Below are 23,686 nucleotides of genomic sequence, written 5' to 3' on the forward strand. Positions count from 1 at the left end.
GCTACTGCTTGTCCAGGTCGACGCCGTACCCGGTCAGCGCGCTGCGCAGGCCGTGGGGCCGCTCCGCCGTCGGCAACGGATCGACCAGCAAGAACCCGCAACCGAGGGCCCGCGCGCCGCCGTCGGCTTCTTCGCTGTCGCCGACCATCACCGTGTATTCGGGCATTGCGCCAAGCCGTGTCAACGCGGTCTGGAAGATCGCGGCGGACGGCTTGACCGCGCCGACCTCGAACGACAGCACGAAATCGTCGACGTGGTCGGCCGCGCCGATCGCCTCGAACGCGGGCCGGACGTCGAAGGCGATATTGGAGACGACCGCGGTCTTGATGCCTTGACGATGAAGACTCTTGAGCACCTCGGCGGTATCGGGGTACGCCGTCCACGACATCGGGTCGATCACCCGTTCGTACAGCGTGACGGCATGTTCGTCGGGCATTCCCGACCTGCGCAGCACATGCAGGTACGCCTCACGGTGCAGGTGCGGTGCCAGGTCGCGGTTGACCCACGCTTCGTAGGCCTGTGGTGTCATCTCGACCGAGCGACCGGTAGGGGCGGTGAGTCGGCGCATCAGCTCGGCCTGAACGTGCCCGTCGACCTCGCGCTCCTCGACCGTCATGCCCGCAAACCAGCTGTCGTCCTCTTCGAGCCGGAACAGCGTGCCCGAGTAGTCGAACAAGACGGCACGTACCTGCATGACGGAAATCCTGTCACGGGTCGCGCGTGTGGAATTCACGGCACCGGCTACTCCACCCCCGTGACCGAGCCGACCAGCAATAGTGCGCGCTTGGCGGCGCGGCCGATCGACGAGGGCGGCACCCCGGTCGAGGCGTGGACGCAGTGGCGGCGCGACTTTGCGGCTCTGGACGTCGAGGACTGCCGCACGCTGTTCCTGGTCGCTGCGCATCCCGACGACGAGACGTTGGGCCTGGGTGCCACCGCCGCGATGCTCAGCCGTCGCGGAGTCACCGTGCAGGTGGTCGCGGTGACCGACGGTGAGGCGGCGTACCCGGACGACGGCGGCGATCGGAAGGAATTGGCGAAGTTGCGCCGGCATGAACTCGCCGACGCCGCGAAGGCCCTTGGCTTGCCGACGCCGGTATTCCTACGCATCCCCGACGGCGAGGTCGCGCGTCACGAACGCAGGCTGAGCGCCCGGCTCGGCGTGATGCTGGCCGGCTTCGACCGCGGAACGTGGTGCGCCGCGACGTGGCGCGGTGACGGGCACCCCGACCATGAGGCGACAGGACGTGCCGCAGCAGACGCCGCCAAGCGCGCCGGTGTGCGGTTCCTCGAGTACCCGATATGGATGTGGCACTGGGCAATTCCTGATGACCCGGCTGTGCCGTGGCATGGGGCCAGACGCATCGAGCTGACGCCGGGCGATCTCGCCGCCAAGGCGGAAGCGATGCGGTGTTTCGCCAGCCAACTGGAGCGCGGCGACGGGCCGCCGCTGCTGACCCCGGAGGTCGTCGAGCGGCAGATGGCGCTGGGGGAGATCGTCTTCCTCTGAGCCGGTTTCAAGATCTGGAATCCGGCTATCTACCAGGGATGGAACTGGCCAAGGCCGTCGTCGTCGTGCCTGCCCACAACGAGGCCGCACATCTGCCGCGGTGTCTGCGTGCACTGGCGACCGCGACCGTTTGTCTACCCGCGCCGGCTTCCGTTGTGGTGGTGCTCGACGCCACCAGCGATGGCAGCGAGCGCTTGGTCGGGCAGTTCGGCCCGGACGTGCACTTCGTCACCGTTGAAGCGGGCAATGTCGGGGCGGCAAGGGCGGCGGGTTTCGAGTATGCCCGCCAGCTGTGCGAGGCCGTCGACCCTGCCCGCACCTGGTTTGCCACCACCGACGCCGACAGCGTGGTGCCCGCCGACTGGTTGCTACAGATGACGGCCTCCGACGCCGACATGGTGCTTGGCGTCGTGCGGGTGCCGGCTTGGCGACACTACCCGGCCGAGGTGGCTCGTCGCTACCTGCGCGCATATCACTCGAAAGGCCTGGGCCACAATCACGTTCACGGCGCAAACATGGGGTTTCGCGCAGATGCGTACTGGGCGGCTGGCGGGTTCCGGGCACTGCCTTCCGGCGAAGACGTCGAGCTCGTCGGCCGGTTCGAGGCCCGGGGTGTGCGCATCCATCGCGACAAGAGCTTGTCGGTGGCGACGTCGGATCGCCAGAAGGGCCGTGCGCCAGGTGGATTCGCAAAGCACCTGCGTGAGCTGTCGGACTCGGTGCGCAAGAAGAGGGCGGGCGCATGAGCACCCAGATCGGGCGCTGGTTGGCGGCGGGGGAGTTGGATCTGCCTCTTCCCGGCTCAGGTGAGACCGCGGTTCGTTGGCGTCGGCTGGCCGAACTGACGGAGGCCGACGTCGTCGCTGGGCGGCTGGCCGAAGCGCACACCGACGCCGTCGCGATCCTCGCCGAGCTACGCGGGCCAGACCCCAAACCCGATCAGCTGTGGGGGGTTTGGGCCGCCGAGGCCCGCGATGCCGTCCTGCTTGCGCATGGCGAAGGCGATGACGTGCGACTCGAAGGCACAAAGGTGTGGTGTTCCGGCGCGGGCATCTGCACCCACGCCCTGGTGACCGCGGAAGTCGACGCAGAACGTCGCGGCCTGTTCGCCGTAGACCTCGCTGATCGGCATGTGCGATCGCTGCCAAGTGATTGGCGCAACGCAGGGATGGCAGACTCGGACACCCGATCGGTGCAATTCACCGGTGCGCCTGCGGTATCGGTCGGCACTCCCGGCGAGTATCTCGACCGGCCGGGCTTCTGGCACGGCGCCATCGGGGTGAGTGCGTGCTGGCTCGGCGGGGCACGCGCGGTCGCCGCACCGCTGTATGCGCGGGCCACCCGCGAATCCGTCGACCCGCACACGCTTGCGCATCTCGGTGCGGTGGACGCCGCGATCGCTGCCGCCGAGGCGATGCTGCTGTCGGCGGCGTCCGAGGTCGACGCGGATCCGTTGAACCGTGCGGGGCGAGCGGAGTTGATTGCGCGAAGGACAAGGGCGGTGGTGGAGACGGCGGTTGACGAGACGATCACCCGCACCGGACGGGCGCTCGGGCCAGGGCCGCTGGCACAGGATGCCAAGCATGCGGGCCGCGTTGCCGATCTGACCATGTATGTGCGGCAGAGCCACGCCGAACGCGACCTTGCCGAACTCGGATCACTGGCGGGACGGCTTCGATGAGCGCACGACTGCCCGATGCGTACTTCGACCGGATGTACGACGCGTCGGCCGATCCGTGGCAGCTGCAGGAGAGGTGGTACGAGCAACGCAAGTTCGCGATCACCCTTGCGCTGCTGCCACTTCCGCGATTCCAGCATGCATTCGAGCCCGGCTGTTCTGTGGGTGTGCTGACCGAGCGGCTGGCCGCTCGATGCGATCACGTGACGGCCACCGACCTCGTTCCCGCCGCTCTGGAAGCCACCGGCAGACGGCTGAAGGAAGCCGGCCTCGAAGAGGGTGTGACGCTGATGCGTCACTCGCTCGACGAGGACTGGCCGGCAACGGATTTCGATCTGATCGTGCTGTCGGAGGTCGGCTATTACCTGGAGGCCGCAACGCTGCGAGAGATTCTGGACCGCGAGCTGCCGCGGCTGACCAACCCGGCGACGATTGTCGCCGCGCATTGGCGGCATCCCGTCACGGATTATCCGATGACGGGCGACGAGACCAACGACGTCGTCGCCGCGACGCCCGGCCTGCACCGCATCGGCGGGTACCGGGACGACGACGTCGTCGTCGACGTTTTCGACACCGCGACGCCCGCTTCGGTGGCGGCCCGCACCGGCGTGCCTGGAGCTAGCCCGTCTGCATCCGAATAGCCTTGTTCCTCAACACGTCCCGCTCGCGCTCGTTGTCGGTGAGGTCGGCGGCCCTTGCGAATTCCGCTGCCGCTTCGTCGTTGCGGCCGACGCGGGCCAGCAGCTCCCCGCGAACGCTTGGCAACAGGTAGGACCCGTCGAGGCCGGTCAGCCCGTCGACGATCTCCAGCGCCAGCCGGGGCCCCTCGGAGGGGTCAGCCATCGCGACCGCGACGGCCCGGTTTAACTCGACTATCGGCGACGGCGCGATCTGTAGAAGCCCGTCATATAGCGAGACGACCCGGTTCCAGTCGGTTTCGGCCGCCGTCGGGGCGGTGGCGTGGCATTCGGCCAGCGCGGCCTGCAACGCATACGGGCCCCAGCCGGTGCCCCTCTTCTCGACGGCATGCGCGGCCCGCTCCAGCGCGGCGACCCCGCGTCCGATCTGCGCGCGATCCCACTTCGTGCGGTTCTGCTCCTGCAGCAGGATCGGTGTCCCGTCTGCTTCGGTGCGCGCCCCGAACCGCGACGATTGAAACTCCATCAACGACAAGAGCCCGTGCACCTCGGGTTCATCGGGCACCAGCGCCGCGAGTACCCGGCCGAGGCGCAGCGCCTCGGTGCACAGCTCGTCGCGAATCCAGCGTTGACCAAACGATGCCGAATAGCCCTCGTTGTAGATCAGGTAGATCACCGAAAGCACCGCCGACAGCCGCTGCGGGTACTCCGAGCGATCGGGCACCTCGAACGGTACGTCCGCCGCCGCAAGCGTCTTCTTGGCCCTGGTGATCCGGGCCGCGATCGTCGGCGCCGACGACAGGAAGGCTCTGGCGATCTCGTCGGTGGTCAGGCCGCCGACCACGCGCAGGGTCAGCGCGATCTGCCCTTCTCGCGACAACACGGGGTGCGACGAGATGAAGATCAGCCGCAGCACGTCGTCGTCGATCCGGTCGGGATCCCATGCGGGTTCGTCGATTCGGGCTTCCAGACCGCGGGCCAGTGTTGCGTACTTGGCGTCGAGGTTGTCCTGCCGACGCCAGTTGTCGATCGCCTTGCGCTTGGCAACGGTGGTGAGCCACGCTCCCGCGTTGCGTGGCACGCCGGTGTCCGGCCATTGTGTCAGCGCGTCCACGAGGGCTTCCTGCGCCAGGTCCTCGGCGAGCCCGATGTCGCCGACGACCCTGGTCAGCGTCGCCACGATCTTGGCGGCCTCCATTCGCCACACCGCATCAACGGTCTGGCGGATATCGGTCGACGGCACACGCCCATTGTGGGTCACCCTCTAGCGCGAGCAGTCGCAAAAGTCCCCTTTTCGAGGGGCTTTCGGGTACATATGCGTCTGCTCGCGGTGCAAAATCAGCCGACCGCGCGGCCTGCGCCCTCCCAGAACTGCGCGCGCACCGCCTTCTTGTCCGGCTTGCCCAGCGCGGTCACCGGCACCGAGTCGACGACGATCACCTGCTTGGGTGACTGCACCGAACCCTTGCGATCCTTGACCGCGGACTGGATCTCAGCGGTCACCTTCGCGATCGCCTCGTCATCACTGGGCGCATCGGGCCGCAGCACGATGACGGCGGTCACCGCCTCGCCCCACTTCTCGTCGGGCGTGCCGATGACGCAGACCTGCGCGACCGAAGGGTGTTCGGCGACAACGTCTTCGACTTCGCGCGGGAACACGTTGAAGCCGCCGGTGACGATCATGTCCTTGGTACGGTCGACGATGTACCAGAAGCCGTCTTCGTCCTCGCGGGCCAGATCGCCGGTGTGCATCCAGCCGTCGCGGAACGTCTCGGCCGTCGCCTCGGGTTTGTTCAAGTACCCGCCCGAGAGCAAGGGTCCCGACACGCAGATCTCGCCAACCTCGCCTTGGGCCACCGGCTGGCCGTCCTCGCCGAGCAACGCCGTGCGGGCGAACAACGTCGGACGCCCGCATGAGGTCAGTCGCTTCTCGTCGTGGTCGCCCTTGGCCAGATAGGTGATCACCATCGGCGCCTCGGACTGCCCGTAGTACTGCGCGAAGATCGGGCCGAACCGGGCGATCGCTTCCTTCAGCCGCACCGGGTTCATCGCCGACGCGCCGTAGTACACAGTCTCGAGAGACGACAGGTCACGCGTATGCGAGTCGGGATGATCCATCAGTGCGTAGATCATCGACGGCACAAGCATCGTCGCCGTGATCTTCTGTTCCTCAATGGTTTTGAGCACCTCGGCCGGATCGAACTTGGCGAGCACGACCATCTCGCCACCCTTGACGATCGTTGGCACGAAGAATGCTGCGCCGGCATGCGACAGCGGGGTGCACATCAGGAACTTGGGATTCTCGGGCCATTCCCACTCGGCGAGCTGGATCGTCGTCATCGTGGTGGTGGCCTGGGCGGTCATCATGACGCCCTTCGGCTTGCCGGTCGTACCACCGGTGAAGGCAAGCCCGGTGACGGTGTCCGGCGCCAACTCCGCGGCGACCAACGGGCGGGGGGAGTACTTCGCCGCCTCGGCATTGAGATCCACCGCGACGTCGGCCAGCTCTGACGGCACCGGCCCGATGGTGAGGATCTGCTTCAGCTCGGGCACCTTCTCCAGCAGACCCAGCGCCCGTTCAACGAACATCGGGTTCGGGTCGATGATCAGGGATGTGATCCCGGCGTCGTTCAGCACGTAGGCATGGTCATCCAACGAACCGAGAGGATGTAGTGCGGTTCGTCGATAACCCTGCGTTTGGCCGGCACCGACGATCATCAGGACCTCGGGGCGGTTGAGCGCCAGCAGGCCGACAGCGGCGCCAGTGCCCGCGCCGAGCCCCTCGAACGCCTGAATGTACTGGCTGATGCGGTCGGCGAGCTGGCCGCCGGTCAGCGTGGTGTCGCCGAGGAAAAGCACTGGCTTGTCCTTGTTGCGCTTGAGGGCATCAACCGTGAGGTGGCCGGAGTGCAGGGGATGGCGCAGCAGGTCGTCAACCGAGGTCATGACTTCAGATTAGAACGTGTTACAGAAATGGTTTCAAGGGCCGGGCACATCGTAGGCGCTCGACTTCCCGCGAAACGGAATCCCGGCACGCCCCCACTCGCACTTCCGGTGCCGGAATTCCGTCTCGCGGAGAGTCAGCGCGCCAGCTTGTCGGCGTCCGCGCGCGCCTGCGCGGCGATCTTCTCGGCCAGGTCGGCCTTCCACTGAATCTCCTTCTGGACCCACGGGTTGTCCTGCGGAAACTCTTCGGTCTCCGACACCCGGCGCACCTCGAGCTTGACGCCCTTACCCAGCGGAACCTTCTGTGCCCACTGCTTGGCCTCTTCCTTGGAGGACACGTCGAGGATCCAGAACCCGTTGAACAGCTCCTTGGCCTCGGTGTACGGGCCGTCGGTGACCACAGGTGGATCGGCGTTGAAGTCGACGACGAAGCCCTCCTCGGGCCCGGTCAGACCCTCGCCGGCCAGCAGCACGCCGGCCTTGATGAGCTCCTCGTTGAACCGGCCCATCGACTCGATGATCTCGCTGAAGTCGATGTTGGCCTCTTCCATGGCGGCCTCGGCCTCGGGGGTGGACCGCATGATCAGCATGTAGCGCGACATTGTCATGTCTCCTTCGATCTGTGGTGAAGGGGCACGTCCATCGTGCCCTCGTTGACACGTCGAACGACAACCCCGCCGAATCGACACGGCCGGAAAAAAACTTTCAGAAAAGTTTCGGAAAAAGTGTGCGAGCGCCGTAGGCCCAGCGCTCCTACCCGTGAGAGCAGCCCAAACCGGGAAGCGCCAGCACCTACGGGAGAGATCATGAACAGCTACTACGGCCCCCAGAACAGCTACCACGGCCAGCCCAACACCTACTACGCGCCCGCCCCGCAGCCGCAGTACGCCCCGCAGCCGCAGTACGCCCCGATGCCGGTGGCCCCGCAGAACTCCGGTTCCGGCATGAAGATGGCCGCAGGCGCGCTGGCCCTGCTGGCCATCGGCATCGGCGCGTTTGCGCTCATGCTCGGCATGAAGAACTCGAATGTGCAGACCACCAGCGCGCAGAGCGCACCGTCGACGGTGTTCAACATCCCGTCAGAGATCAACATCCCCTCGCTGGGCACCAGCTCGTCGCCGAGCGCCCCCGTCGTGGTGAACAACCCGTCACCCCGCGTCATCACGGTCCCCGGCCAAGCTCCGGTTCAGCAGGCACCGGTCCAGCAGGCTCCGGTTCAGAACCCCGTGGTCAGCGGCAACGGCGACGGGCAGGCCAAGATCGAGGCGCAGCAGGCCGAGGCCGAGGCGGCCAAGAAGGCTGCCGAGGAGAAGGCCGCCGCGGACGCAAAGGCCGCCGCAGACGCGAAGGCCGAGAACGCGAAGAAGGCCGCCGCGCTCAAGGCTGAAGCCGTCAGCTTGCGTGAGCAGGCCAACCAAGCGCGTCTGGACGCTTCGCTGCTGAGCCCGGATAAGGATGCGGTCGCCAAGGGCATGGCCGCGGCGCAAGCTCTCGAGGACCAGGCGACGGCGAAGGACAATGAGGCCGCCGCACTCGGCGGATAGCAACCGTAGCTCTCTCCCCAGCCCGGCCCAGGCTCCTCCCGGCCTGGGCTGGGTCCATTTCTGCTTTCAAACAACCGGCGTCCAGCAAAATGGGCATGTGCCCAACGCTGAGCTAGTCATCCACGGAACAGTGCTGACCGCCGACGAGGCACAACCCACCGCGGAGGCGCTGGCCATCGCCGACGGCCGAATAACAGCCGTCGGCAGCAAGGTCGACATCGAGGCGTTCGTCGGGCCCGACACCGAGGTCATCGACATCGGCGACGCCTGCGTGCTGCCCGGGCTGATCGAGGCCCACGGGCACCCGCTGATGGAGGCGATCGCCTTGTCGGACCGGCTGGTCGACATCCGGCCCGTCACGATCGCCGACCCCGACCAGGTCGTCGCGGCAATCAAGGCGGAGGTCGCCAAGCGCGGCGATGAAGGCGCGTACCTCAACGGCTGGGATCCGCTGCTGCAGGACGGGCTTCCCGAGCCGACGCTCGACTGGCTCAACGGGATCGCTCCCGACGGCCCGTTGGTGATCATCCACAACTCCGGCCACAAGGCGTACTTCAACTCCGCGGCAGCCGCGCGAGCCGGGCTGACCCGCGACACCCCCGACCCCAAGGGTGCCCGCTACGGCCACGACGCCTCCGGCGAATTGGATGGCACCGCTGAGGAAACCGGTGCGGTGTTCCCGCTGCTGGCCGGCGCGATCCAACCCAGCGACTACCCCGCCATGCTGCTCGCCGAGTGCGCGCGGCTGAACCGGGCCGGCCTGACGACGTGTTCTGAGATGGCTTTCGACCCGATGTTCCGTCCGATGCTCCTCCAGCTGCGTGACCAGCTGACGGTCCGGCTGCGCACCTATGAGATGTCGACCGCGGCGATGACCACCGACGAGACCGTCGACAACGGTGACGACACGGTGCGTCAGGTCGGCATCAAGATCTGGGTCGACGGCTCGCCGTGGGTCGGCAACATCGACCTGTCCTTCCCGTATCTGGACACCGACGCCACCCGCGCCATCGGTGTGGTGCCGGGCTCGTGCGGGCACGCGAACTACACCCGCGAGCAGCTCACCGAGATCGTCGAGGCCTACTTCCCCCTGGGTTGGCAGATGGCCTGTCACGTGCAGGGCGACAAGGGCGTCGACACCATCCTCGATGTCTACTCCGAGGCGCTGAGAAAACATCCGCGCACCGACCACCGGCTGCGCCTCGAGCACGTCGGCGCGATCTCCGACGAACAGCTGCAGCGCGCAGCCGATCTCGGCGTCACGTGCAGCATCTTCGTCGACCAGATCCACTACTGGGGTGACATCATCGTCGACGGCCTGTTCGGCGTCGAACACGGATCACGTTGGATGCCATGCGGTTCCGCGGTCGCCACCGGTATGCGGATCTCGCTTCACAACGATCCGCCGGTCACCCCGGAGGAGCCCCTGCGCAACATCAGCGTTGCGGCCACCAGGACCGCGCCGAGTGGTCGGGTGCTCGGACCCGAGCAGCTGCTGACCGTCGACCAGGCCATCCGGGCTCAGACGATCGACGCGGCATGGCAGCTGTTCAGCGACGACGCGATCGGCTCGTTGGAGGTCGGCAAGTACGCGGATTTCGTTGTGCTGTCGGCCGATCCGCGCACCGTGTCCGCCGAAGACATCGCCGACCTGGAGGTGCGCGCCACCTATCTCGCGGGGCGCCGGGTGTACGCGAAGAGCTGAGCTTTCATGGCTTGATAGCTATGGCTATCTCGTTGCGGCGCCGGAACGGCAGGGTCCAGGGCGGGTCGTAGAACCAAGCGACCGGCTCGCCGATCGGTTCGATCCCGGCGGTGCGTAACGCATCGAGCAGTTCTTCGGTGCGGGCTGCGACTGCCGTCGGGCTGCGATCTCCGCTGAATCGCAGCACCGCGACGGTCTCTCCGGGGACGGATACCAGTGCGACATCGTCGTCGTCGGGGGTGGGCAGCGTGTCCATCGTCCACTTCGACGGCATGAAAAACCGGATGGTCCAACGGTCGTCGGATGTGCGCGACTGGGCGACGGGCGCCGTCATCGCGATGTCGTCGCCCTTGCGGCTCGCCTGCTGGACCACCGGTGCGGTCATGGCGATCTCCTGCTCGCGGTGGTTGCCGCCGAAGATGTAGCGGGCCAGGCGCCGGAATCCGATGCTGCGGGCGCGGTCCTCGTCGGCCTCAACCGTTGTCTGGGCAGCGACGCGCGGGCCGTAGGTGCGGATGTCGACCCCATCCGTGAGACGGGTGCTGAGGTAGTGCGGCTCCTCCGTACCGACTCGAATCCCGCCGACGGATAGGGCCGACTCCGCAATCTGTATGGGTAGCTTGGCGATTTTCATGAGCGTCGATTCAGGAACCAGATGTGGGTGGACAGCACGGCGGCAAACGCGCACCACAGCGGGTAGAGGGCAAGCGGTGCGGCACGGCGACCGCGCACCGCCGCCGCACGTCGGGTCAGATCGGCACTGCTGACGGCGAGTACGCCCGCCGCGATCGCCGAGGTGCCAAGCCATCGCTTGGTGAAGAAAAGCCATGACCAACTGGCGTTGAGCACGAGGTTGGCCGTCAGGGCCGCGATGTAGGACCGGCGGGCGCCTGTGTCGCCGCGGTCGTCGAGTTCGTCGATCGTCGACGCCGAGACGGTGGCGATATCGGCGTAAAGGATCGGCCAGACGATCGGGAACGCCTGCCGCGGCGGCTGGTACGGCGGCTTCTTCAGCGACGCGTACCACGCCGACTGCGCCGGTCGGCTGGCAAGGCCGCCCAACACGCCGGTGGCGGCCACTGCCAGTGCGTTCGGGACCAACGTGCGAGCCTGCATGATCACTGCCCTCTCACGAGCCGATGCCCGTGCTGAAATTGTTAAGTAACTTAAACATACGCTAACCGACGAGGGGCCGACGGGCTGCTGCCGAACTCTTACCGAACTATGACGTGGTGGATTATTGAGGCCGTGCCGTCAGTAACCGACATCGTTGATCGCCTACACGTCGTCGCCCTACCGATGCGGATCAAGTTCCGCGGCATCACTGTTCGCGAAGTTGCGCTGATCGACGGCCCGTCGGGCTGGGGCGAGTTCGGCGCGTTTCTCGAGTATGAACCGTCCGAGGCGGCGGCGTGGTTGGCCGCGGCCGTCGAGGCCGCGTACACGCCGCCCCCGCCGGTTCGTCGCGACCGCATCGCAATCAACGCGACCGTGCCCGCCGTCGCCGCCGCGGATGTGCCCGACGTGCTGGCCCGATTCCCCGGCGCGCGCACCGCCAAGGTGAAGGTCGCCGAGCCCGGTCAGACGCTCGCCGACGACGTGGCCCGCGTCAACGCCGTGCGTGATCATGTGCCGACGGTTCGGGTCGATGCCAACGGCGGCTGGACTGTCGCCGAGGCCGTCGAGGCGGCTCGGGCGCTGACCGCCGACGGCGGCCTGGAATACCTTGAACAACCCTGCATGACCGTGCCCGAACTGGCCGAACTGCGCCGTCTCGTCGACGTGCCGATCGCCGCCGACGAAAGCATCCGCAGGGCCGATGACCCTTTGCACGTCGTGCGATCGGGGGCCGCCGATATCGCCGTGTTGAAGGTTGCGCCGTTGGGCGGGGTCGCCAAGATGCTCGATATCGCCCGCCAGATCGACATCCCCGTTGTCGTTTCCAGCGCACTGGATTCGGCGGTCGGTATCGGCCGAGGTCTGCTGGCCGCCGGTGCACTGCCGGACCTGCGGCACGCCTGTGGGCTTGGCACCGGCGGCCTGTTCGTCGAAGACGTCGCCGAACCCCTCACGCCCGTCGACGGCTATCTGCCCGTCGCGACGGTCACCCCGGACCCGGCTCGACTGCAGACGTTGGCCGTGTCACCGCAGCGGCGACAATGGTGGATCGACCGGATCAAGGCCTGCTTCGCGTCAGGGCGCGCAGACCTCGTGACCGAATAGCAGAAACGGCCACATCGCCGTCGTCGCGCCGAACGCCGCCAACTCGGAACCGGCGGGAATGCGTGTCTGCAAATGACTCTCGATTCGCGTGACGTCGTCGGCGTTGAAGAAGGTCCACCCGATCCCGATGACGAGATAGGGGATCGCGAGCCACATCGCGATCTCGAGCATCGCTTCGACGCTGACCTTTCGGCTGAGCAGCCGACGCAGACCGGTCACCCTCACACCAGGCTGCTGTGCGCGCGAACCCGCCTGCGCACGTCGGCCAACGCGAGGTAGCTACCGCCCTGACGGATGAACACCGGCAAGAACCGGTTCGCGAAAGCCACCAGAAGGAACAACCATTCGAAGCGGCGCTGCTTGCCCTGACTCCACCGCACACCCAACGCGTCCCTGAACACCGGAGCGAGGAAGCCGATGGTGAGAAACTTTAGCAGCGGCCGGAACGGCAGCCCCAGAACGGGATTGATCATCCGCAGGTTGATCAGATCGGAGAGGTACTCGCGGACTGGGGCATCGATGACCACCCGCTTGCATGCGTCATCCCAGTAGGTATCGAACTCGGATCGGGTGGCCGGCCATTGGTCCTCTGTTACCTGAAGGGTTGTTCCCAATGTCCACGAGGAACGGTAGAACTGCTCGCGCTGTTGGGGGGTCATCTCGCCGCGCAGTAACCTGTAGGTGTCCTCGAGTCCGACGAAAAGGCATGCCGCCACCCACATTTGGAGTTCGCGGTCGAAGGCGTTGTACTTCACCGGGCTTTCGGGGCTGGAGATCACCTGGCGGTGTGCCCCGTCGACGGCTTCACGGAACGCGGCGCGGTCCTGCTCGGAACCGAACACAGCGACGGCGAGGTACTGCGACGTCGTGCGCAGGCGCTTCCACGGGTGCTTGAGAATGCTGCCCGAGTCGACCTTGCTCTCGACCACTCCGTAGCCGACACCTGGCGACGCCAACTGCATGACCACATTGGCCGCGGCGGCGGCGAACGACCAGAAGTCCATCGCGTCGGCCACCGAGACCTCGGCGTCGGGATCCCAGCGTGCGGTCTGTCTCCTGACGGAGATACGGGTATCGCTCATGCCAGGCACACATCGGAGAACAACAGCACCGGCCAACTCACGATCGATCCGAGAAACGACACCGTTCGATCGATGTCGGTGCTCCCGCCGAGGTGGGCCGTGTGCGTGGCCGACCAGAGCACGCCGATCACGAGGTAGGGGACCGCGCCGACGATGGCCGTCCCGAGCCACTCGGCGATCGTCATCTCGAAGCCCAAAAACTTCCGCAGCGTGTCGAGCACGGCGCCTATGTTAATGCTCATTCCGCTCTGGGCAGCGCTTTCGCTGACATGCGGACACCATGTCCTGATTTGTGGGGTACAGGGCGTAGACGACATGGCCCATGGTGGCCAACACTGGGGTCGTGACGCGATCGGTGGTGATCCTCGGCTACCCTGGCGTGCAGGCGCTGGACATGGTCGGACCGTTCGACGTGTTCACCGGCGCAACGCTGAACCTGGCCGCGGACAACCGCGCCGACGACGGGTACGACGTGACGATCGCGTCCGTCGACGGTGGCCACGTCACCGCCGGCACCGGGTTGGTGCTCGTCGCCCAACCACTTCCCGACCCTCACGGCGACATCGACACCGTCGTGCTTCCCGGCGGCTGGGGTCTCGATGAGGCGCGGAAGAACCCCGGCGTCGTCGACTGGGTCAAGGCGGTGTCTGGAACCGCCCGGCGCGTCGTCAGCGTGTGCACCGGCGCGTTCCTCGCCGCGCAGGCAGGCCTGCTGGACGGCTGCAGAGCGACAACGCACTGGGCGTTCGCCGACGAGTTGGCCCGCGAGTTTCCCTCCGTCGCAGTCGATCCCGATCCGATCTTCGTGCAGAGCTCACCAACGGTGTGGACGGCGGCAGGTGTCACCGCCGGGATCGATCTGGCGCTCTCGCTGGTCGAGGAGGACCACGGCACGGAGGTCGCGCAGACGGTTGCCCGGTATCTGGTGCTCTATTTGCGGCGGCCGGGCGGGCAGAGCCAGTTCGCCGCACCGGTGTGGATGCCGCGCGCCAAGCGGGCACCGATCCGAGAGGTGCAGGAGTCGATCGAGACGCAACCCGGTGCCGCGCACAGCATTTCCGATCTGGCCAGCCGAGCGGCGATGAGCCCGCGGCATTTCACTCGGGTGTTCACCGACGAGGTAGGGGAGGCGCCCGGCGCTTACGTCGAGCGCATCCGCACCGAAGCCGCGCGCAGACAACTCGAGGAGACCGACGACACCGTCACCGTGATCGCCGCCCGGTGCGGCTTCGGCACCGCAGAGACCCTGCGCCGCAATTTCGTTCGACGAATGGGCGTCTCGCCCGATCAGTACCGCAAGGCATTCGCCTAGAGGAGGAACCATGCAGATCGCCATCGTGCTGTACCCGGGCTTCACCGCACTGGACTTCATCGGACCATACGAAAGCCTGCGCATGCTGCCCGACGCGGAGGTGCGCTTCGTGTGGCATGAGCCGGGCCCGATCGCCGCCGACTCCGGCGTGCTCGTGGTCGGTGCAACACACTCGTTCGACGAAACTCCCTCTCCCGACATCATTCTCGTGCCCGGTGGATTCTCAACGATGGAGCACGCCCGCGACGAGAAGGTGCTCGACTGGCTGCGCAACGCGCACGAGACCGCAACGTGGACGGCGTCGGTGTGCTCCGGCTCGATCATGCTGGCCGCGGCGGGTCTGCTGGAGGGCAAGCGCGCGACCTCGCACTGGGCGGCTCTGTCGGCGCTGTCGGCGTTGGGTGTAACGGCCGTCGGCGATGAGCGCATCGTGTCGGCGGACGGTTCGGTCGAAAACAAGATCGTGACGTGTGCGGGTGTTTCGGCAGGAATCGACCTCGGGCTGTGGCTCGCGGGCCAGATCGGCGGCGAGGGCCGGGCCAAAGTCATCCAGCTGTCGATGGAATACGACCCGCAGCCGCCGTTCGACTCCGGCCACATGTCGAAGGCATCGGCGACGACGAAAGCGGCGGCCACCGTGCTGATGGGCAAGGATCTCGTCAAACCCAAACAGCTGAAGGCCGCGACCGGACTGCTGTGGGACCACGCGATCGAGCGGGCAAGGGCGAAGCGTCGCAAGGGCCGCGCTCGCGTAGCCTCTGCTGGGTGAATCTGGCCTACGACGAACGCGGCGCCGGCGAACCGGTGCTATTCATCGCCGGACGGGGCGGTGCCGGCCGTACCTGGCAGCTCTATCAGGTCCCCGACTTCGTGCGGGCCGGGTACCGGGCGATCACATTCGACAACCGGGGGATCGGCGCCACCGAGCAGGCCGACGGGTTCGGCGTCGAGCAGATGGTTGCCGACACCGCTGCGCTGATCGAGAACCTAGACGCCGCACCCGTGCGAATCGTGGCGGTCTCCATGGGCTCCTTCATCGCGCAGGAACTGATGCTGGCCCGCCCCGAACTGGTCCGCTCGGCGGTGCTGATGGCCACCAGGGGCCGCCACGACCGCGCCCGCGACTTCTTCCGCACGGCCGAACGCGAGCTGGCCGAATCAGGCGTCGAGTTGCCCGCCTCCTTCGACGCGAAGCTGCGGCTGCTGGAGAGCTTCTCGCCGAAGACGATCAACGACGACCTCGCGGTCCGCGACTGGATCGACATGTTCACCATGTGGCCGACCAGGCCGACGCCTGGCCTGCGGGCCCAGACCGACGTCTGCCCGCACGACAACCGGCTGCCCGCTTACCGAAGTATTACCGCGCCCGCCCTCGTCATCGGGTTCGGCGACGACATCGTGCTGCCGCCGCACCTTGGCCGTGAGGTCGCCGCCGCGCTGCCGAACGGCCGCTACCTGGAGATTCCGGACACCGGCCACCTCGGCTTCATCGAGAAACCGCAGGTGGTGAACGCGGCGGCGCTGAAATTCTTCGGCGAATAGGCTGTAGTGGTGAACCCATCGACGGCACAGGCGCGTGTCGTCGTCGACGAACTCGTTCGCGGCGGCGTGCGCGACGTCGTGCTGTGCCCGGGTTCGCGTAACGCGCCGCTGGCCTTCGCGCTGCACGACGCCGACCGAGCCGGCCGGATTCGGCTGCACGTACGCATCGACGAGCGCACCGCCGGCTACCTGGCGATCGGGCTGGCGGTCGCCGAAGGCGCCCCCGTCTGTGTGGCGATGACGTCGGGCACAGCGGTGGCCAACCTCGGACCCGCAGTGGTGGAGGCCAACTACGCGCGGGTGCCGCTCATCGTGCTTTCGGCCAACCGGCCCTACGAACTGCTTGGCACCGGAGCGAACCAGACGATGGAACAGCTGGGCTACTTCGGCACCCAGGTGCGAGCAAACATCAGCCTGGGGCTAGCCGAAGCTTCACCGGAGCGGATGGACGAATTCAACGCGCAGTGGCGGTCGGCGACATGTCGAGTGTTGGTGGCCGCCACCGGTGCTCGAACCGCGAACGCCGGGCCGGTGCAGTTCGACATTCCGCTGCGCGAGCCGCTGGTGCCCGACCGCGACCAGGATCCGTCGACGTCGTACGCGCCGCAGGGCCGCCAAGGCGGAAAGCCGTGGACCTACACCCCCCCGGTGACGTTCGACCAACCGCTGGACATCGACCTCACCCCCGACACGGTCGTCATCGCCGGACACGGCGCAGGCGCGCACCCCAACCTGGCGGCGCTTCCGACGGTCGCCGAACCGACCGCCCCGCCCGCTGACAACCCTCTGCATCCGATGGCCCTGCCGCTGCTTCGCCCGCAGCAGGTGATCATGCTGGGCCGCCCGACGCTGCACCGACCTGTCTCTGCCCTGCTGGCCGACTCGTCGGTGCCGGTGTTCGCGCTGACAACCGGACCGCGCTGGCCCGACGTCTCGGGAAACTCGCAGGCCACCGGCACCCGCGCGGTGACCACCGGCGCGCCGAACCCGGCCTGGCTGCGTCGCTGCGCCGCCGTCAACACCCAGGCGAGCGAGGCGGTGCGCGGCCAGCTCGAGGCCCATCCCTTGACCACCGGGCTGCACGTCGCCGCGGCAGTGGCCAAGGCGTTGCGTGAGGGCGACCAGCTGGTGCTCGGCGCGTCGAACCCGGTGCGCGACGTCGCGCTGGTCGGCCTGCGCCCACGTGGCATCAAGGTGCGCTCAAATCGCGGCGTCGCCGGCATCGACGGCACCGTGTCGACGGCGATCGGCGCCGCGCTGGCGCACGACCGCACCGGGGGCCGGACCGTCGCGCTGATCGGTGACCTGACCTTCGTGCACGACAGCTCGGGGCTGTTGATCGGGCCGACGGAGCCGGCACCGCGGCATTTGACGATCGTGGTCTCCAACGACAACGGCGGCGGCATCTTCGAGCTGCTCGAGCAGGGCGATCCGCGGTTCTCCGATGTGTCGTCGCGAATCTTCGGCACACCGCACGACGTTGATGTCGGCGCGCTGTGCCGGGCGTATCACGTGGAGAGCAGGCAGATCGAGGTCGACGATCTGGTCGCCGCCCTCGACGAACCGTTTGACGGTATGCGGGTACTGGAGGTGAAGGCCGACCGGTCGTCGCTGCGGGCGCTGCACGCGTCGATCAAGGCGGCGTTGTGATCGAACCGGTGAAGCGGTTGGTGCGCATCGTCAATCCGCACCTGTACGGCGAACCCGGCGAAACCCGCGCCGCACGGAACTTCCGGCGGATGCGGATCGGCATCGTCATCGTGGCCTCTCTGGTGACGTTGCAGTCGCTGCTGCTGGTGCTCGGAGCCTGGCGCAACGACGCGCAGATCGAAGGCAACATGGGGGTGGCCGAGGCCGAGGTGCTCAGCGCCGGACCCCGGCGCTCGACGATCGAGTTCGTCACACCCGACCGTGTCACCTACCGGCCCGAGCTCGGCGTGCTGTATCCGTCCGAATTGGACACGGGCATGCGGATTTACGTCGAATACGACAAGGACAATCCCGATCTGGTTCGGGTGCAACACCGCAACGCCGCGCTGGCGATCATTCCGGCCGGATCGATCGCGGTGGTCGGCTGGCTGGTCGCCGGGGTGGCATTGATGGGGCTATCGCTCTTCGAGCGACGGCTCGCGGGTCAGACCGACGAGCCCATCAAGTTGTCCAGCCAGTCGTCGTCGTGAACGTCGACCTTCTCCTGCGTGCTGAGGTCGTAAACCGTTGGTGTTCCGGTGGTTATCGGATCAATACCGATCAGCGCCCCGTAGTTGTATGCGGCCATCTCGTCGATGTCGACGTCGTCGGCGGAGTCGCCGTCGCGGATCTTGCCCGCAACATCATCGGGGATGCCGGATTCCTGCGCCATCCTCGCCATCGCCTCGTCGCTGGGACCGGGGCCGCCGGGCTCCTGATGGGCCCATAGGTCTTCGACGAAACGCTGGAACTCGGGCCCCGACGACATGTCGGCCTCGTCGGTCGACTCGGGCGCCCCGACGGCCAGGAACATCGCATTGGCCACCCGCGCCGAATGGTGATCCGTGCTCGGGGTGTCCAGGAATGTCACCGGGCGGTAGGTCACCGCAAGCTGGCCGAGGTTGATGTAGCGCTCGATGTCGTTGCCGTAGGACGACTGGAGCTCTTCGCAGTGGCTGCACTGAGGTTCGGTGTACAGCTCGATCTGCACCGGGGCGTCGGGATAGCCCGCGACGATGCCGTATCCGTCGTCGCTGCGTGCCAGCGGAGGCTGAGTCGGATCCTGCGTGGCGGTGCCGGTGATTTGGTTGGTGCAGCCGACGGCGCCCATCAGCACGGCCGCCGCTATGACTACCGCCGCGCGGGGAATTCGCATGTCAACCGCCCTCCTTGTGCGCACAATACCCGCCAGCGGAGCAGGATGTTCCCGGCGATCGGCACGAGAACTTCGCGTGTCGTATCCCGGCAGGCAACCTTGCCGACAGCCGTTGATGTCACCATCTTGGTGTGCGCGTTGCGATCGTCGCAGAGTCCTTCCTCCCGCATGTCAACGGTGTCACCAACTCGGTGCTGCGGGTGATCGAGCACCTCCGCAACCACGGTCACGAAGTCCTCGTGATCGCCCCTGACACACTGCGCGGCGAGCCGCCTGCCGACCGGATCCACGAAGGTGTCCGAGTTCACCGGGTGCCGTCACGGATGTTCCCGAAGGTCACGTCGCTGCCCCTGGGCGTGCCGCGGCCACGAATGGTCAAGGTGCTCAGGGGATTCGACCCAGACATCGTGCACCTCGCGTCGCCTGCCCTGCTCGGCTACGGTGGTCTGCACGCCGCGCGCTATCTCGGAGTGCCGACCGTCGCGGTGTTCCAAACGGACGTAGCGGGTTTCGCGCAGAGCTACGGCATCGGCATCGCCGCGCGAGCCGCCTGGGCCTGGACCCGCCACCTGCACAGCCGCGCCGACCGGACGCTTGCGCCGTCGGTCTCGGCGATGGAAAATCTTGCTGCGCATGGTATTCCCCGTGTCCACAAGTGGGCGCGTGGAGTCGACATCGCGGGATTCGCCCCGTCAGCCCGTGACGAGCGGCTGCGCAAGCAGTGGTCACCCGACGGCAAGCCGGTCGTCGGCTTCGTCGGCCGCCTCGCGCCGGAGAAGCACGTCGAGCGCCTCGCCGTGCTTGGTCGACGCGATGACCTGCAACTGGTCATCGTTGGCGACGGTGTGGACCGCGTCAAGCTCGAATCAGCCTTACCGACGGCCGTTTTCACCGGTGCGCTCTACGGCGAGAAACTCGCCGCCGCCTACGCCAGCATGGACGTCTTCGTCCACCCCGGCGAGCACGAGACTTTCTGTCAGGCCGTGCAGGAGGCGATGGCGTCGGGACTACCGGTCATCGCGCCCAACGCGGGCGGCCCGCGAGACCTGGTGGCGCCCATGCATACCGGGTTGCTGCTGCCGGTCGCCGAGTTCGAAGACCGTTTGACGACGGCGGTCGCTCACCTGCTCACCGAGCGGCAGCGCTACTCGGTGGCGGCCCGCCGCAGCGTGCTCAGCCGCACCTGGCCCGCGATCTGCGACGAGTTGATCGGCCACTACGAGGCCGTACTCGGGACCCGCGGCGTCAAGGCCGCCTGATCAGCCCTGCGCCTCGACGGAGACCGGCTGCCACTGCTCCCACGTCGCCAGCCGGGTTTCGTAGTCGGCCTTGGCCAGCGACAGCGGCAGCTCGCCGAAGAACACCCGCAGCGGCGGTTTGGGCGCGTCGACGATCTTGAGAACGGCGGCCGCCGATGCCTTGGGATCACCTGGCTTCGACATCCGCTGCGCGCGCACAAGGTCGGCCGCCTCGTGCACCTCCTTGTAGTCGGGCAGGGGGTTGGAGCGCTTGGCCGACGGTCCTGCCCAGTCTGTTGAGAAGCCGCCGGGCTCGATCAGCGTGACATGGATCCCGAACGGTTCGACCTCCTGCGCCAGCGACTGGGAGAATCCTTCGAGCGCCCACTTCGACGCGTGATAGATGCCGACGTCCTGGAACGCGGTGATGCCGCCGATCGACGACACCTGGATGATGTGCCCGCTGCGCTGTGCCCGGAGGTACGGCAGGGCGGCCTGGGTGACCCACAGCGCACCGAACACGTTCGTCTCGATCTGGGCACGCGCCTCCTGCTCCGAGAGTTCCTCGATGAAGCCGAAGTGTCCGTAGCCCGCATTGTTGACGACGATGTCGAGCCGGCCGAAGTGGTCGTGAGCCTGCTTGACGGCGGCGAAGTCCGCGTCGCGGTCGGTCACGTCCAGCTGGATCGGAAGCAGGGCGTCGCCGTATTTGTCGGCGAGGTCGGCCAGGGTCGCGGTGTCGCGGGCGGTGGCCGCCACCTTGTCGCCGCGCTCGAGGGCCGCGATCGCCCATTCCCTGCCGAAGCCACGTGATGTCCCGGTGATGAACCAAACTTTGTCAGCCATGTCTTTAGCAATGCCCGCCATCGCACTGGGCATTCCCGCTCTACGGAGCTTGACAGGTAGCGTCGCGGGCGTGAGCCGGGCGTCGCTGGACAAAGACCCACGTGAAGTGGCGTCGATGTTCGACGCCGTCGCGCAGCGCTACGACCTGACCAACACGGTCTTGTCGCTGGGGCAGGACCGGTTCTGGCGGCGCGCAACGAGGTCGGCGCTGCGCATCGGGGCAGGCGACACGGTGCTGGACCTGGCGGCGGGCACCGCGGTGTCGACGGTCGAGCTGGCACGGTCGGGTGCGTGGTGTGTGGCCGCCGATTTCTCGGTCGGAATGCTCGCCGCAGGCGTGGGTCGCGACGTGCCCAAGGTCGCGGGCGATGCGACGCGGCTGCCGTTCGCCGACGGGGTGTTCGACGCGGTGACCATCAGCTTCGGGCTGCGCAACGTCGTCGACCATGCGGCGGGGCTGCGCGAGATGGCGCGGGTGACGCGGCCGGGCGGGCGGCTGGTGGTGTGCGAGTTCTCGACGCCGACGAACACGCTGTTCGCCACCGCCTACAAGGAGTACCTGATGCAGGCGTTGCCGCGGATCGCGCGAAAGGTGTCGTCGAACCCCGACGCGTATGTCTATCTGGCGGAGTCGATTCGGGCGTGGCCCGACCAGGCGCAACTCGCGCGCCAGATCTCCGACGCCGGCTGGTCGGCGGTGCGCTGGCGCAATCTGAGCGGCGGCATCGTGGCCCTGCATGCCGCGGTGAAACCCTCGCCCTAGGGTCGCGGGATGCCCGGCGGGCTGAGCGCTTCCCAGATGCGAAGGCTCGCGGCGCCGGCTGTCGCGTCGTGGGTCTGCTGGAAGTTGCGTCCGCCGCGCCGGAAGGTGGCGACGACGGCTGCGGGCACCTCCGGTTCAAGCAATGGCTTTGGCAGCCAATCGCATTCACGCACATGAACCAGATCGACGGCCACCGCGTCGTCGGTGTCATCGTAGAAGTAGGGACCCGATACACGGCCAAGCCAGTACAGCCCGTCCGGGTCGCGGGTCCACACGAACGAGCCTTGCTCGACGTCGGCGAACCGCTCGACCCGTCGGGCGGAGCGGCCGTCGTGAACGGGCTCGCCGAATCCACACACCCCGACTCGCAGTGCCCGCTCGATCGTCGCCCCGAAGTCGACGTCGTCACGACGTGACCGCATCGGCGCCCGGTATGTGCTGGGGACGTTCGGCATCAGGCTTGGGTACCCGCCTGTGCCCGGCTCTGAGCGACTAATTCGCTCAACCCGAAGACCATCCCGAGGACCATTCGGTAGCAGCGAGAGATTCGCTCGGAGGCGGGCACCGCGAGAGATCAGCTGAACGGCGGGCGGCGGTCGAGGCGCCGTGAGCCCCCGCCCGCGCGCCGCCACACCCGCGCGACCCAGTCCGCGTCCTCGTCGGTGACGAGGTTGGCCATCACCCGGACCGCGATGTTCATCAGAAATTCCGACCGCATCGCGAGCGGACCCGTCGCGGGCAGGAAGCGCGGGATCGTCAGCAGCAGGCCAAGCCGGCGAGCGACCGAGAACCCGCGGGCGTAGTGCTGCTGCAGCAGCGCAGGCCATGCAGACGTCAGATCACCCGAATCGAGCATCTCGGCCGCCAGCCTGCCGGTCTCCAGCCCGTAGTCGATGCCCTCCCCGTTGAGCGGGTTGACGCACGCCGCGGCGTCCCCGATCAGCATCCAGTTCGGCCCGGCCACCCCCGACACCGCACCGCCCATCGGCAGCAGCGCCGAAAGCCCCAGCCGCGGCTCGCCCTCGAAGCCCCATTCCTTACGCCTCAGTGACGCGTAGTACGCCATCAGCGGCCGCAGCGCCGCATCCGCCGGCCGTTTGGCGGTCGCCAGCGCGCCGACGCCGATGTTCACCTCGCCGTTGCCGAGCGGGAAGATCCAGCCGTAGCCCGGCAGCACCTCACCCTCGGGCGACCGCAGTTCCAGGTGCGACGTGATCCACTGCTCGTCGGCGCGCGGCGTCGCGATGTACCCGCGAATCGCCACCCCGTATACCGTCTCCTTGTGCCACTCGCGGCCAAGCACGCGGCCAAGCGTCGACCGTGCCCCGTCCGCGACGATCAGCTGCCCGCACCCGACCTCGGCGCCGGAGTCCAGCAGAACGGAAGACACGCGGCCCGCCGAATCATGCTTCACCTCAACGGCTTTGACGCCCAGCATCATCTTTGCGCCATCGTCTACAGCGACCATTCGGATGCGGTCGTCGAGCTCGGTGCGGGGCACCGCGCTGCTGATCTTCGGGAACGAAGGGCCGGGCCAGCGGATCTCGACGTCCGCGCCGAAGCCCGACATCCGCAGCCCGTGGTGGGTGATGCGGCCGTCGAGCCACGGCCCGAGGCCGAGCAACTGCATCTCGGCGACGGCCCGAGGGGTCAGGCCGTCACCGCACGCCTTGTCGCGCGGGAACTGGGCGGAGTCGATCACCAGCACGTCGCGGCCGCTGCGGGCGGCCCATGCGGCAGCAGCGGAGCCGGCCGGCCCTGCGCCGACGACGACCACGTCAGCCCTGATGCTCATGCCTCCCAGTATGTTGGCA

The 23,686-nt window shown here is 67.4% G+C and carries 27 protein-coding genes; 14 read left to right on the top strand and 13 right to left on the bottom strand.

Annotated elements, in window-relative coordinates:
* Window position 1: 1 nt before the first annotated feature.
* On the bottom strand, window positions 2–694 hold the full coding sequence (locus D6M19_RS23050; protein ID WP_123027672.1) for an HAD family hydrolase: 693 nt from the start codon (window positions 692–694) through the stop codon (window positions 2–4).
* A gap of 60 nt (window positions 695–754) precedes the next feature.
* On the opposite strand from D6M19_RS23050, the gene D6M19_RS23055 reads away from it, so the two are divergent.
* The 4 genes from D6M19_RS23055 to D6M19_RS23070 are packed head-to-tail and all read left to right on the top strand — an operon-like array spanning window position 755 to window position 3,829.
* On the top strand, window positions 755–1,510 hold the full coding sequence (locus D6M19_RS23055; protein WP_123027596.1) for a PIG-L deacetylase family protein: 756 nt from the start codon (window positions 755–757) through the stop codon (window positions 1,508–1,510).
* Window positions 1,511–1,548: 38 nt separating this feature from the next.
* The gene (locus D6M19_RS23060; RefSeq protein WP_123027597.1) at window positions 1,549–2,256 is read left to right on the top strand and encodes a glycosyltransferase family 2 protein; all 708 of its coding nucleotides are present in this window, start codon (window positions 1,549–1,551) and stop codon (window positions 2,254–2,256) included.
* A complete protein-coding gene (locus tag D6M19_RS23065; RefSeq protein WP_123027598.1) occupies window positions 2,253–3,191 on the top strand; it encodes an acyl-CoA dehydrogenase family protein in 939 nt (312 codons plus the stop codon). The genes D6M19_RS23060 and D6M19_RS23065 overlap by 4 nt, the downstream gene beginning before the upstream one ends.
* A complete protein-coding gene (locus D6M19_RS23070) occupies window positions 3,188–3,829 on the top strand; it encodes an SAM-dependent methyltransferase (RefSeq protein WP_123027599.1) in 642 nt (213 codons plus the stop codon). The genes D6M19_RS23065 and D6M19_RS23070 overlap by 4 nt, the downstream gene beginning before the upstream one ends.
* Here D6M19_RS23070 and D6M19_RS23075 read toward each other — a convergent pair.
* The 3 genes from D6M19_RS23075 to D6M19_RS23085 form a co-directional block, all read right to left on the bottom strand.
* On the bottom strand, window positions 3,807–5,024 hold the full coding sequence (locus tag D6M19_RS23075; protein WP_123027600.1) for an RNA polymerase sigma factor: 1,218 nt from the start codon (window positions 5,022–5,024) through the stop codon (window positions 3,807–3,809). The genes D6M19_RS23070 and D6M19_RS23075 overlap by 23 nt on opposite strands.
* Before the next feature lie 140 nt (window positions 5,025–5,164).
* Window positions 5,165–6,772 (bottom strand): fatty-acid--CoA ligase FadD8, encoded by a 1,608-nt coding sequence (gene fadD8 / locus D6M19_RS23080; protein WP_123027601.1) that lies wholly within the window; start codon window positions 6,770–6,772, stop codon window positions 5,165–5,167.
* A 134-nt stretch (window positions 6,773–6,906) separates the two neighbouring features.
* Window positions 6,907–7,374, bottom strand: a complete 468-nt coding sequence (locus D6M19_RS23085; protein WP_123027602.1) for a YciI family protein — start codon at window positions 7,372–7,374, stop codon at window positions 6,907–6,909.
* 204 nt (window positions 7,375–7,578) lie between these two features.
* On the opposite strand from D6M19_RS23085, the gene D6M19_RS23090 reads away from it, so the two are divergent.
* Window positions 7,579–8,316, top strand: coding sequence for a hypothetical protein (locus D6M19_RS23090; protein WP_123027603.1), 738 nt, complete (start codon window positions 7,579–7,581; stop codon window positions 8,314–8,316).
* Between the two features lie 97 nt (window positions 8,317–8,413).
* Window positions 8,414–10,021, top strand: coding sequence for an amidohydrolase (locus D6M19_RS23095; protein ID WP_123027604.1), 1,608 nt, complete (start codon window positions 8,414–8,416; stop codon window positions 10,019–10,021).
* A 4-nt stretch (window positions 10,022–10,025) separates the two neighbouring features.
* Here the strand turns inward: D6M19_RS23095 and D6M19_RS23100 are convergent, their stop codons facing one another.
* Both D6M19_RS23100 and D6M19_RS23105 read right to left on the bottom strand, forming a co-directional pair.
* Window positions 10,026–10,655 carry an SOUL family heme-binding protein gene (locus tag D6M19_RS23100; protein ID WP_123027605.1) on the bottom strand — a complete coding sequence of 210 codons (630 nt, stop codon included), beginning with the start codon at window positions 10,653–10,655 and terminating at the stop codon, window positions 10,026–10,028.
* Window positions 10,652–11,137 (bottom strand): TspO/MBR family protein, encoded by a 486-nt coding sequence (locus tag D6M19_RS23105; protein ID WP_123027673.1) that lies wholly within the window; start codon window positions 11,135–11,137, stop codon window positions 10,652–10,654. The genes D6M19_RS23100 and D6M19_RS23105 overlap by 4 nt, the downstream gene beginning before the upstream one ends.
* A 132-nt stretch (window positions 11,138–11,269) precedes the next feature.
* Between D6M19_RS23105 and D6M19_RS23110 the strand changes: the two genes are divergently transcribed.
* Entirely contained in the window at window positions 11,270–12,244 is a 975-nt protein-coding gene (locus tag D6M19_RS23110; protein WP_407665395.1) for an o-succinylbenzoate synthase, read from the top strand.
* On the opposite strand, the gene D6M19_RS23115 is transcribed toward D6M19_RS23110, so the two are convergent.
* Genes D6M19_RS23115 through D6M19_RS23125 form a run of 3 tightly spaced genes read right to left on the bottom strand, consistent with a single transcriptional unit; the run spans window position 12,215 to window position 13,547 of the window.
* A complete protein-coding gene (locus D6M19_RS23115) occupies window positions 12,215–12,463 on the bottom strand; it encodes a hypothetical protein (RefSeq protein WP_123027606.1) in 249 nt (82 codons plus the stop codon). The genes D6M19_RS23110 and D6M19_RS23115 overlap by 30 nt on opposite strands.
* A 2-nt stretch (window positions 12,464–12,465) precedes the next feature.
* Window positions 12,466–13,326, bottom strand: coding sequence for an oxygenase MpaB family protein (locus D6M19_RS23120; protein ID WP_123027675.1), 861 nt, complete (start codon window positions 13,324–13,326; stop codon window positions 12,466–12,468).
* Complete coding sequence (locus tag D6M19_RS23125; protein WP_123027607.1) at window positions 13,323–13,547, bottom strand: hypothetical protein; 225 nt, start codon at window positions 13,545–13,547, stop codon at window positions 13,323–13,325. The genes D6M19_RS23120 and D6M19_RS23125 overlap by 4 nt, the downstream gene beginning before the upstream one ends.
* A 122-nt stretch (window positions 13,548–13,669) precedes the next feature.
* Between D6M19_RS23125 and D6M19_RS23130 the strand changes: the two genes are divergently transcribed.
* Genes D6M19_RS23130 through D6M19_RS23150 form a run of 5 tightly spaced genes read left to right on the top strand, consistent with a single transcriptional unit; the run spans window position 13,670 to window position 18,360 of the window.
* Window positions 13,670–14,638, top strand: a complete 969-nt coding sequence (locus D6M19_RS23130) for a GlxA family transcriptional regulator (protein WP_234835003.1) — start codon at window positions 13,670–13,672, stop codon at window positions 14,636–14,638.
* Between the two features lie 10 nt (window positions 14,639–14,648).
* Complete coding sequence (locus tag D6M19_RS23135) at window positions 14,649–15,407, top strand: DJ-1/PfpI family protein (RefSeq protein WP_123027609.1); 759 nt, start codon at window positions 14,649–14,651, stop codon at window positions 15,405–15,407.
* Entirely contained in the window at window positions 15,404–16,180 is a 777-nt protein-coding gene (locus tag D6M19_RS23140) for an alpha/beta fold hydrolase (RefSeq protein WP_123027610.1), read from the top strand. The genes D6M19_RS23135 and D6M19_RS23140 overlap by 4 nt, the downstream gene beginning before the upstream one ends.
* A gap of 9 nt (window positions 16,181–16,189) precedes the next feature.
* Complete coding sequence (gene menD / locus D6M19_RS23145; RefSeq protein WP_123027676.1) at window positions 16,190–17,830, top strand: 2-succinyl-5-enolpyruvyl-6-hydroxy-3-cyclohexene-1-carboxylic-acid synthase; 1,641 nt, start codon at window positions 16,190–16,192, stop codon at window positions 17,828–17,830.
* Entirely contained in the window at window positions 17,827–18,360 is a 534-nt protein-coding gene (locus D6M19_RS23150) for a DUF3592 domain-containing protein (protein ID WP_123027611.1), read from the top strand. The genes menD and D6M19_RS23150 overlap by 4 nt, the downstream gene beginning before the upstream one ends.
* On the opposite strand, the gene D6M19_RS23155 is transcribed toward D6M19_RS23150, so the two are convergent.
* A complete protein-coding gene (locus tag D6M19_RS23155; protein ID WP_123027612.1) occupies window positions 18,315–19,025 on the bottom strand; it encodes a DsbA family protein in 711 nt (236 codons plus the stop codon). The genes D6M19_RS23150 and D6M19_RS23155 overlap by 46 nt on opposite strands.
* A gap of 131 nt (window positions 19,026–19,156) precedes the next feature.
* On the opposite strand from D6M19_RS23155, the gene D6M19_RS23160 reads away from it, so the two are divergent.
* Entirely contained in the window at window positions 19,157–20,284 is a 1,128-nt protein-coding gene (locus D6M19_RS23160; protein ID WP_123027613.1) for a glycosyltransferase family 4 protein, read from the top strand.
* Here the strand turns inward: D6M19_RS23160 and D6M19_RS23165 are convergent, their stop codons facing one another.
* Window positions 20,285–21,109, bottom strand: a complete 825-nt coding sequence (locus D6M19_RS23165) for an SDR family oxidoreductase (protein ID WP_123027614.1) — start codon at window positions 21,107–21,109, stop codon at window positions 20,285–20,287.
* 70 nt (window positions 21,110–21,179) lie between these two features.
* On the opposite strand from D6M19_RS23165, the gene D6M19_RS23170 reads away from it, so the two are divergent.
* Window positions 21,180–21,872 (top strand): demethylmenaquinone methyltransferase, encoded by a 693-nt coding sequence (locus D6M19_RS23170; protein WP_123027677.1) that lies wholly within the window; start codon window positions 21,180–21,182, stop codon window positions 21,870–21,872.
* Here D6M19_RS23170 and D6M19_RS23175 read toward each other — a convergent pair.
* Both D6M19_RS23175 and menJ read right to left on the bottom strand, forming a co-directional pair.
* The gene (locus tag D6M19_RS23175) at window positions 21,869–22,327 is read right to left on the bottom strand and encodes a GAF domain-containing protein (RefSeq protein ID WP_123027615.1); all 459 of its coding nucleotides are present in this window, start codon (window positions 22,325–22,327) and stop codon (window positions 21,869–21,871) included. The two genes, D6M19_RS23170 and D6M19_RS23175, sit on opposite strands and share 4 nt — an antisense overlap.
* 119 nt (window positions 22,328–22,446) lie before the next feature.
* On the bottom strand, window positions 22,447–23,667 hold the full coding sequence (menJ, locus tag D6M19_RS23180; protein ID WP_123027616.1) for a menaquinone reductase MenJ: 1,221 nt from the start codon (window positions 23,665–23,667) through the stop codon (window positions 22,447–22,449).
* Between the last annotated feature and the right edge of the window lie 19 nt (window positions 23,668–23,686).

Origin of the sequence: Mycolicibacterium stellerae (assembly GCF_003719305.1) — a bacterium.
Classification (GTDB): Bacteria; Actinomycetota; Actinomycetes; order Mycobacteriales; family Mycobacteriaceae; genus Mycobacterium; species Mycobacterium stellerae.

Excerpts from the sequence above, each read along its gene's own strand:
- D6M19_RS23060 (WP_123027597.1), top strand. The coding sequence starts at position 1,549 with ATGGAACTGGCCAAGGCCGTCGTCGTCGTGCCTGCCCACAACGAGGCC.
- menJ (WP_123027616.1), bottom strand. The coding sequence starts at position 23,667 with ATGAGCATCAGGGCTGACGTGGTCGTCGTCGGCGCAGGGCCGGCCGGC.
- D6M19_RS23155 (WP_123027612.1), bottom strand. The coding sequence starts at position 19,025 with ATGCGAATTCCCCGCGCGGCGGTAGTCATAGCGGCGGCCGTGCTGATG.
- D6M19_RS23075 (WP_123027600.1), bottom strand. The coding sequence starts at position 5,024 with ATGGAGGCCGCCAAGATCGTGGCGACGCTGACCAGGGTCGTCGGCGAC.
- fadD8 (WP_123027601.1), bottom strand. The coding sequence starts at position 6,772 with ATGACCTCGGTTGACGACCTGCTGCGCCATCCCCTGCACTCCGGCCAC.
- D6M19_RS23085 (WP_123027602.1), bottom strand. The coding sequence starts at position 7,374 with ATGTCGCGCTACATGCTGATCATGCGGTCCACCCCCGAGGCCGAGGCC.
- D6M19_RS23175 (WP_123027615.1), bottom strand. The coding sequence starts at position 22,327 with ATGCCGAACGTCCCCAGCACATACCGGGCGCCGATGCGGTCACGTCGT.
- D6M19_RS23070 (WP_123027599.1), top strand. The coding sequence starts at position 3,188 with ATGAGCGCACGACTGCCCGATGCGTACTTCGACCGGATGTACGACGCG.
- D6M19_RS23105 (WP_123027673.1), bottom strand. The coding sequence starts at position 11,137 with ATGCAGGCTCGCACGTTGGTCCCGAACGCACTGGCAGTGGCCGCCACC.
- D6M19_RS23050 (WP_123027672.1), bottom strand. The coding sequence starts at position 694 with ATGCAGGTACGTGCCGTCTTGTTCGACTACTCGGGCACGCTGTTCCGG.
- D6M19_RS23065 (WP_123027598.1), top strand. The coding sequence starts at position 2,253 with ATGAGCACCCAGATCGGGCGCTGGTTGGCGGCGGGGGAGTTGGATCTG.
- D6M19_RS23100 (WP_123027605.1), bottom strand. The coding sequence starts at position 10,655 with ATGAAAATCGCCAAGCTACCCATACAGATTGCGGAGTCGGCCCTATCC.
- D6M19_RS23135 (WP_123027609.1), top strand. The coding sequence starts at position 14,649 with ATGCAGATCGCCATCGTGCTGTACCCGGGCTTCACCGCACTGGACTTC.
- D6M19_RS23120 (WP_123027675.1), bottom strand. The coding sequence starts at position 13,326 with ATGAGCGATACCCGTATCTCCGTCAGGAGACAGACCGCACGCTGGGAT.
- D6M19_RS23165 (WP_123027614.1), bottom strand. The coding sequence starts at position 21,109 with ATGGCTGACAAAGTTTGGTTCATCACCGGGACATCACGTGGCTTCGGC.
- D6M19_RS23090 (WP_123027603.1), top strand. The coding sequence starts at position 7,579 with ATGAACAGCTACTACGGCCCCCAGAACAGCTACCACGGCCAGCCCAAC.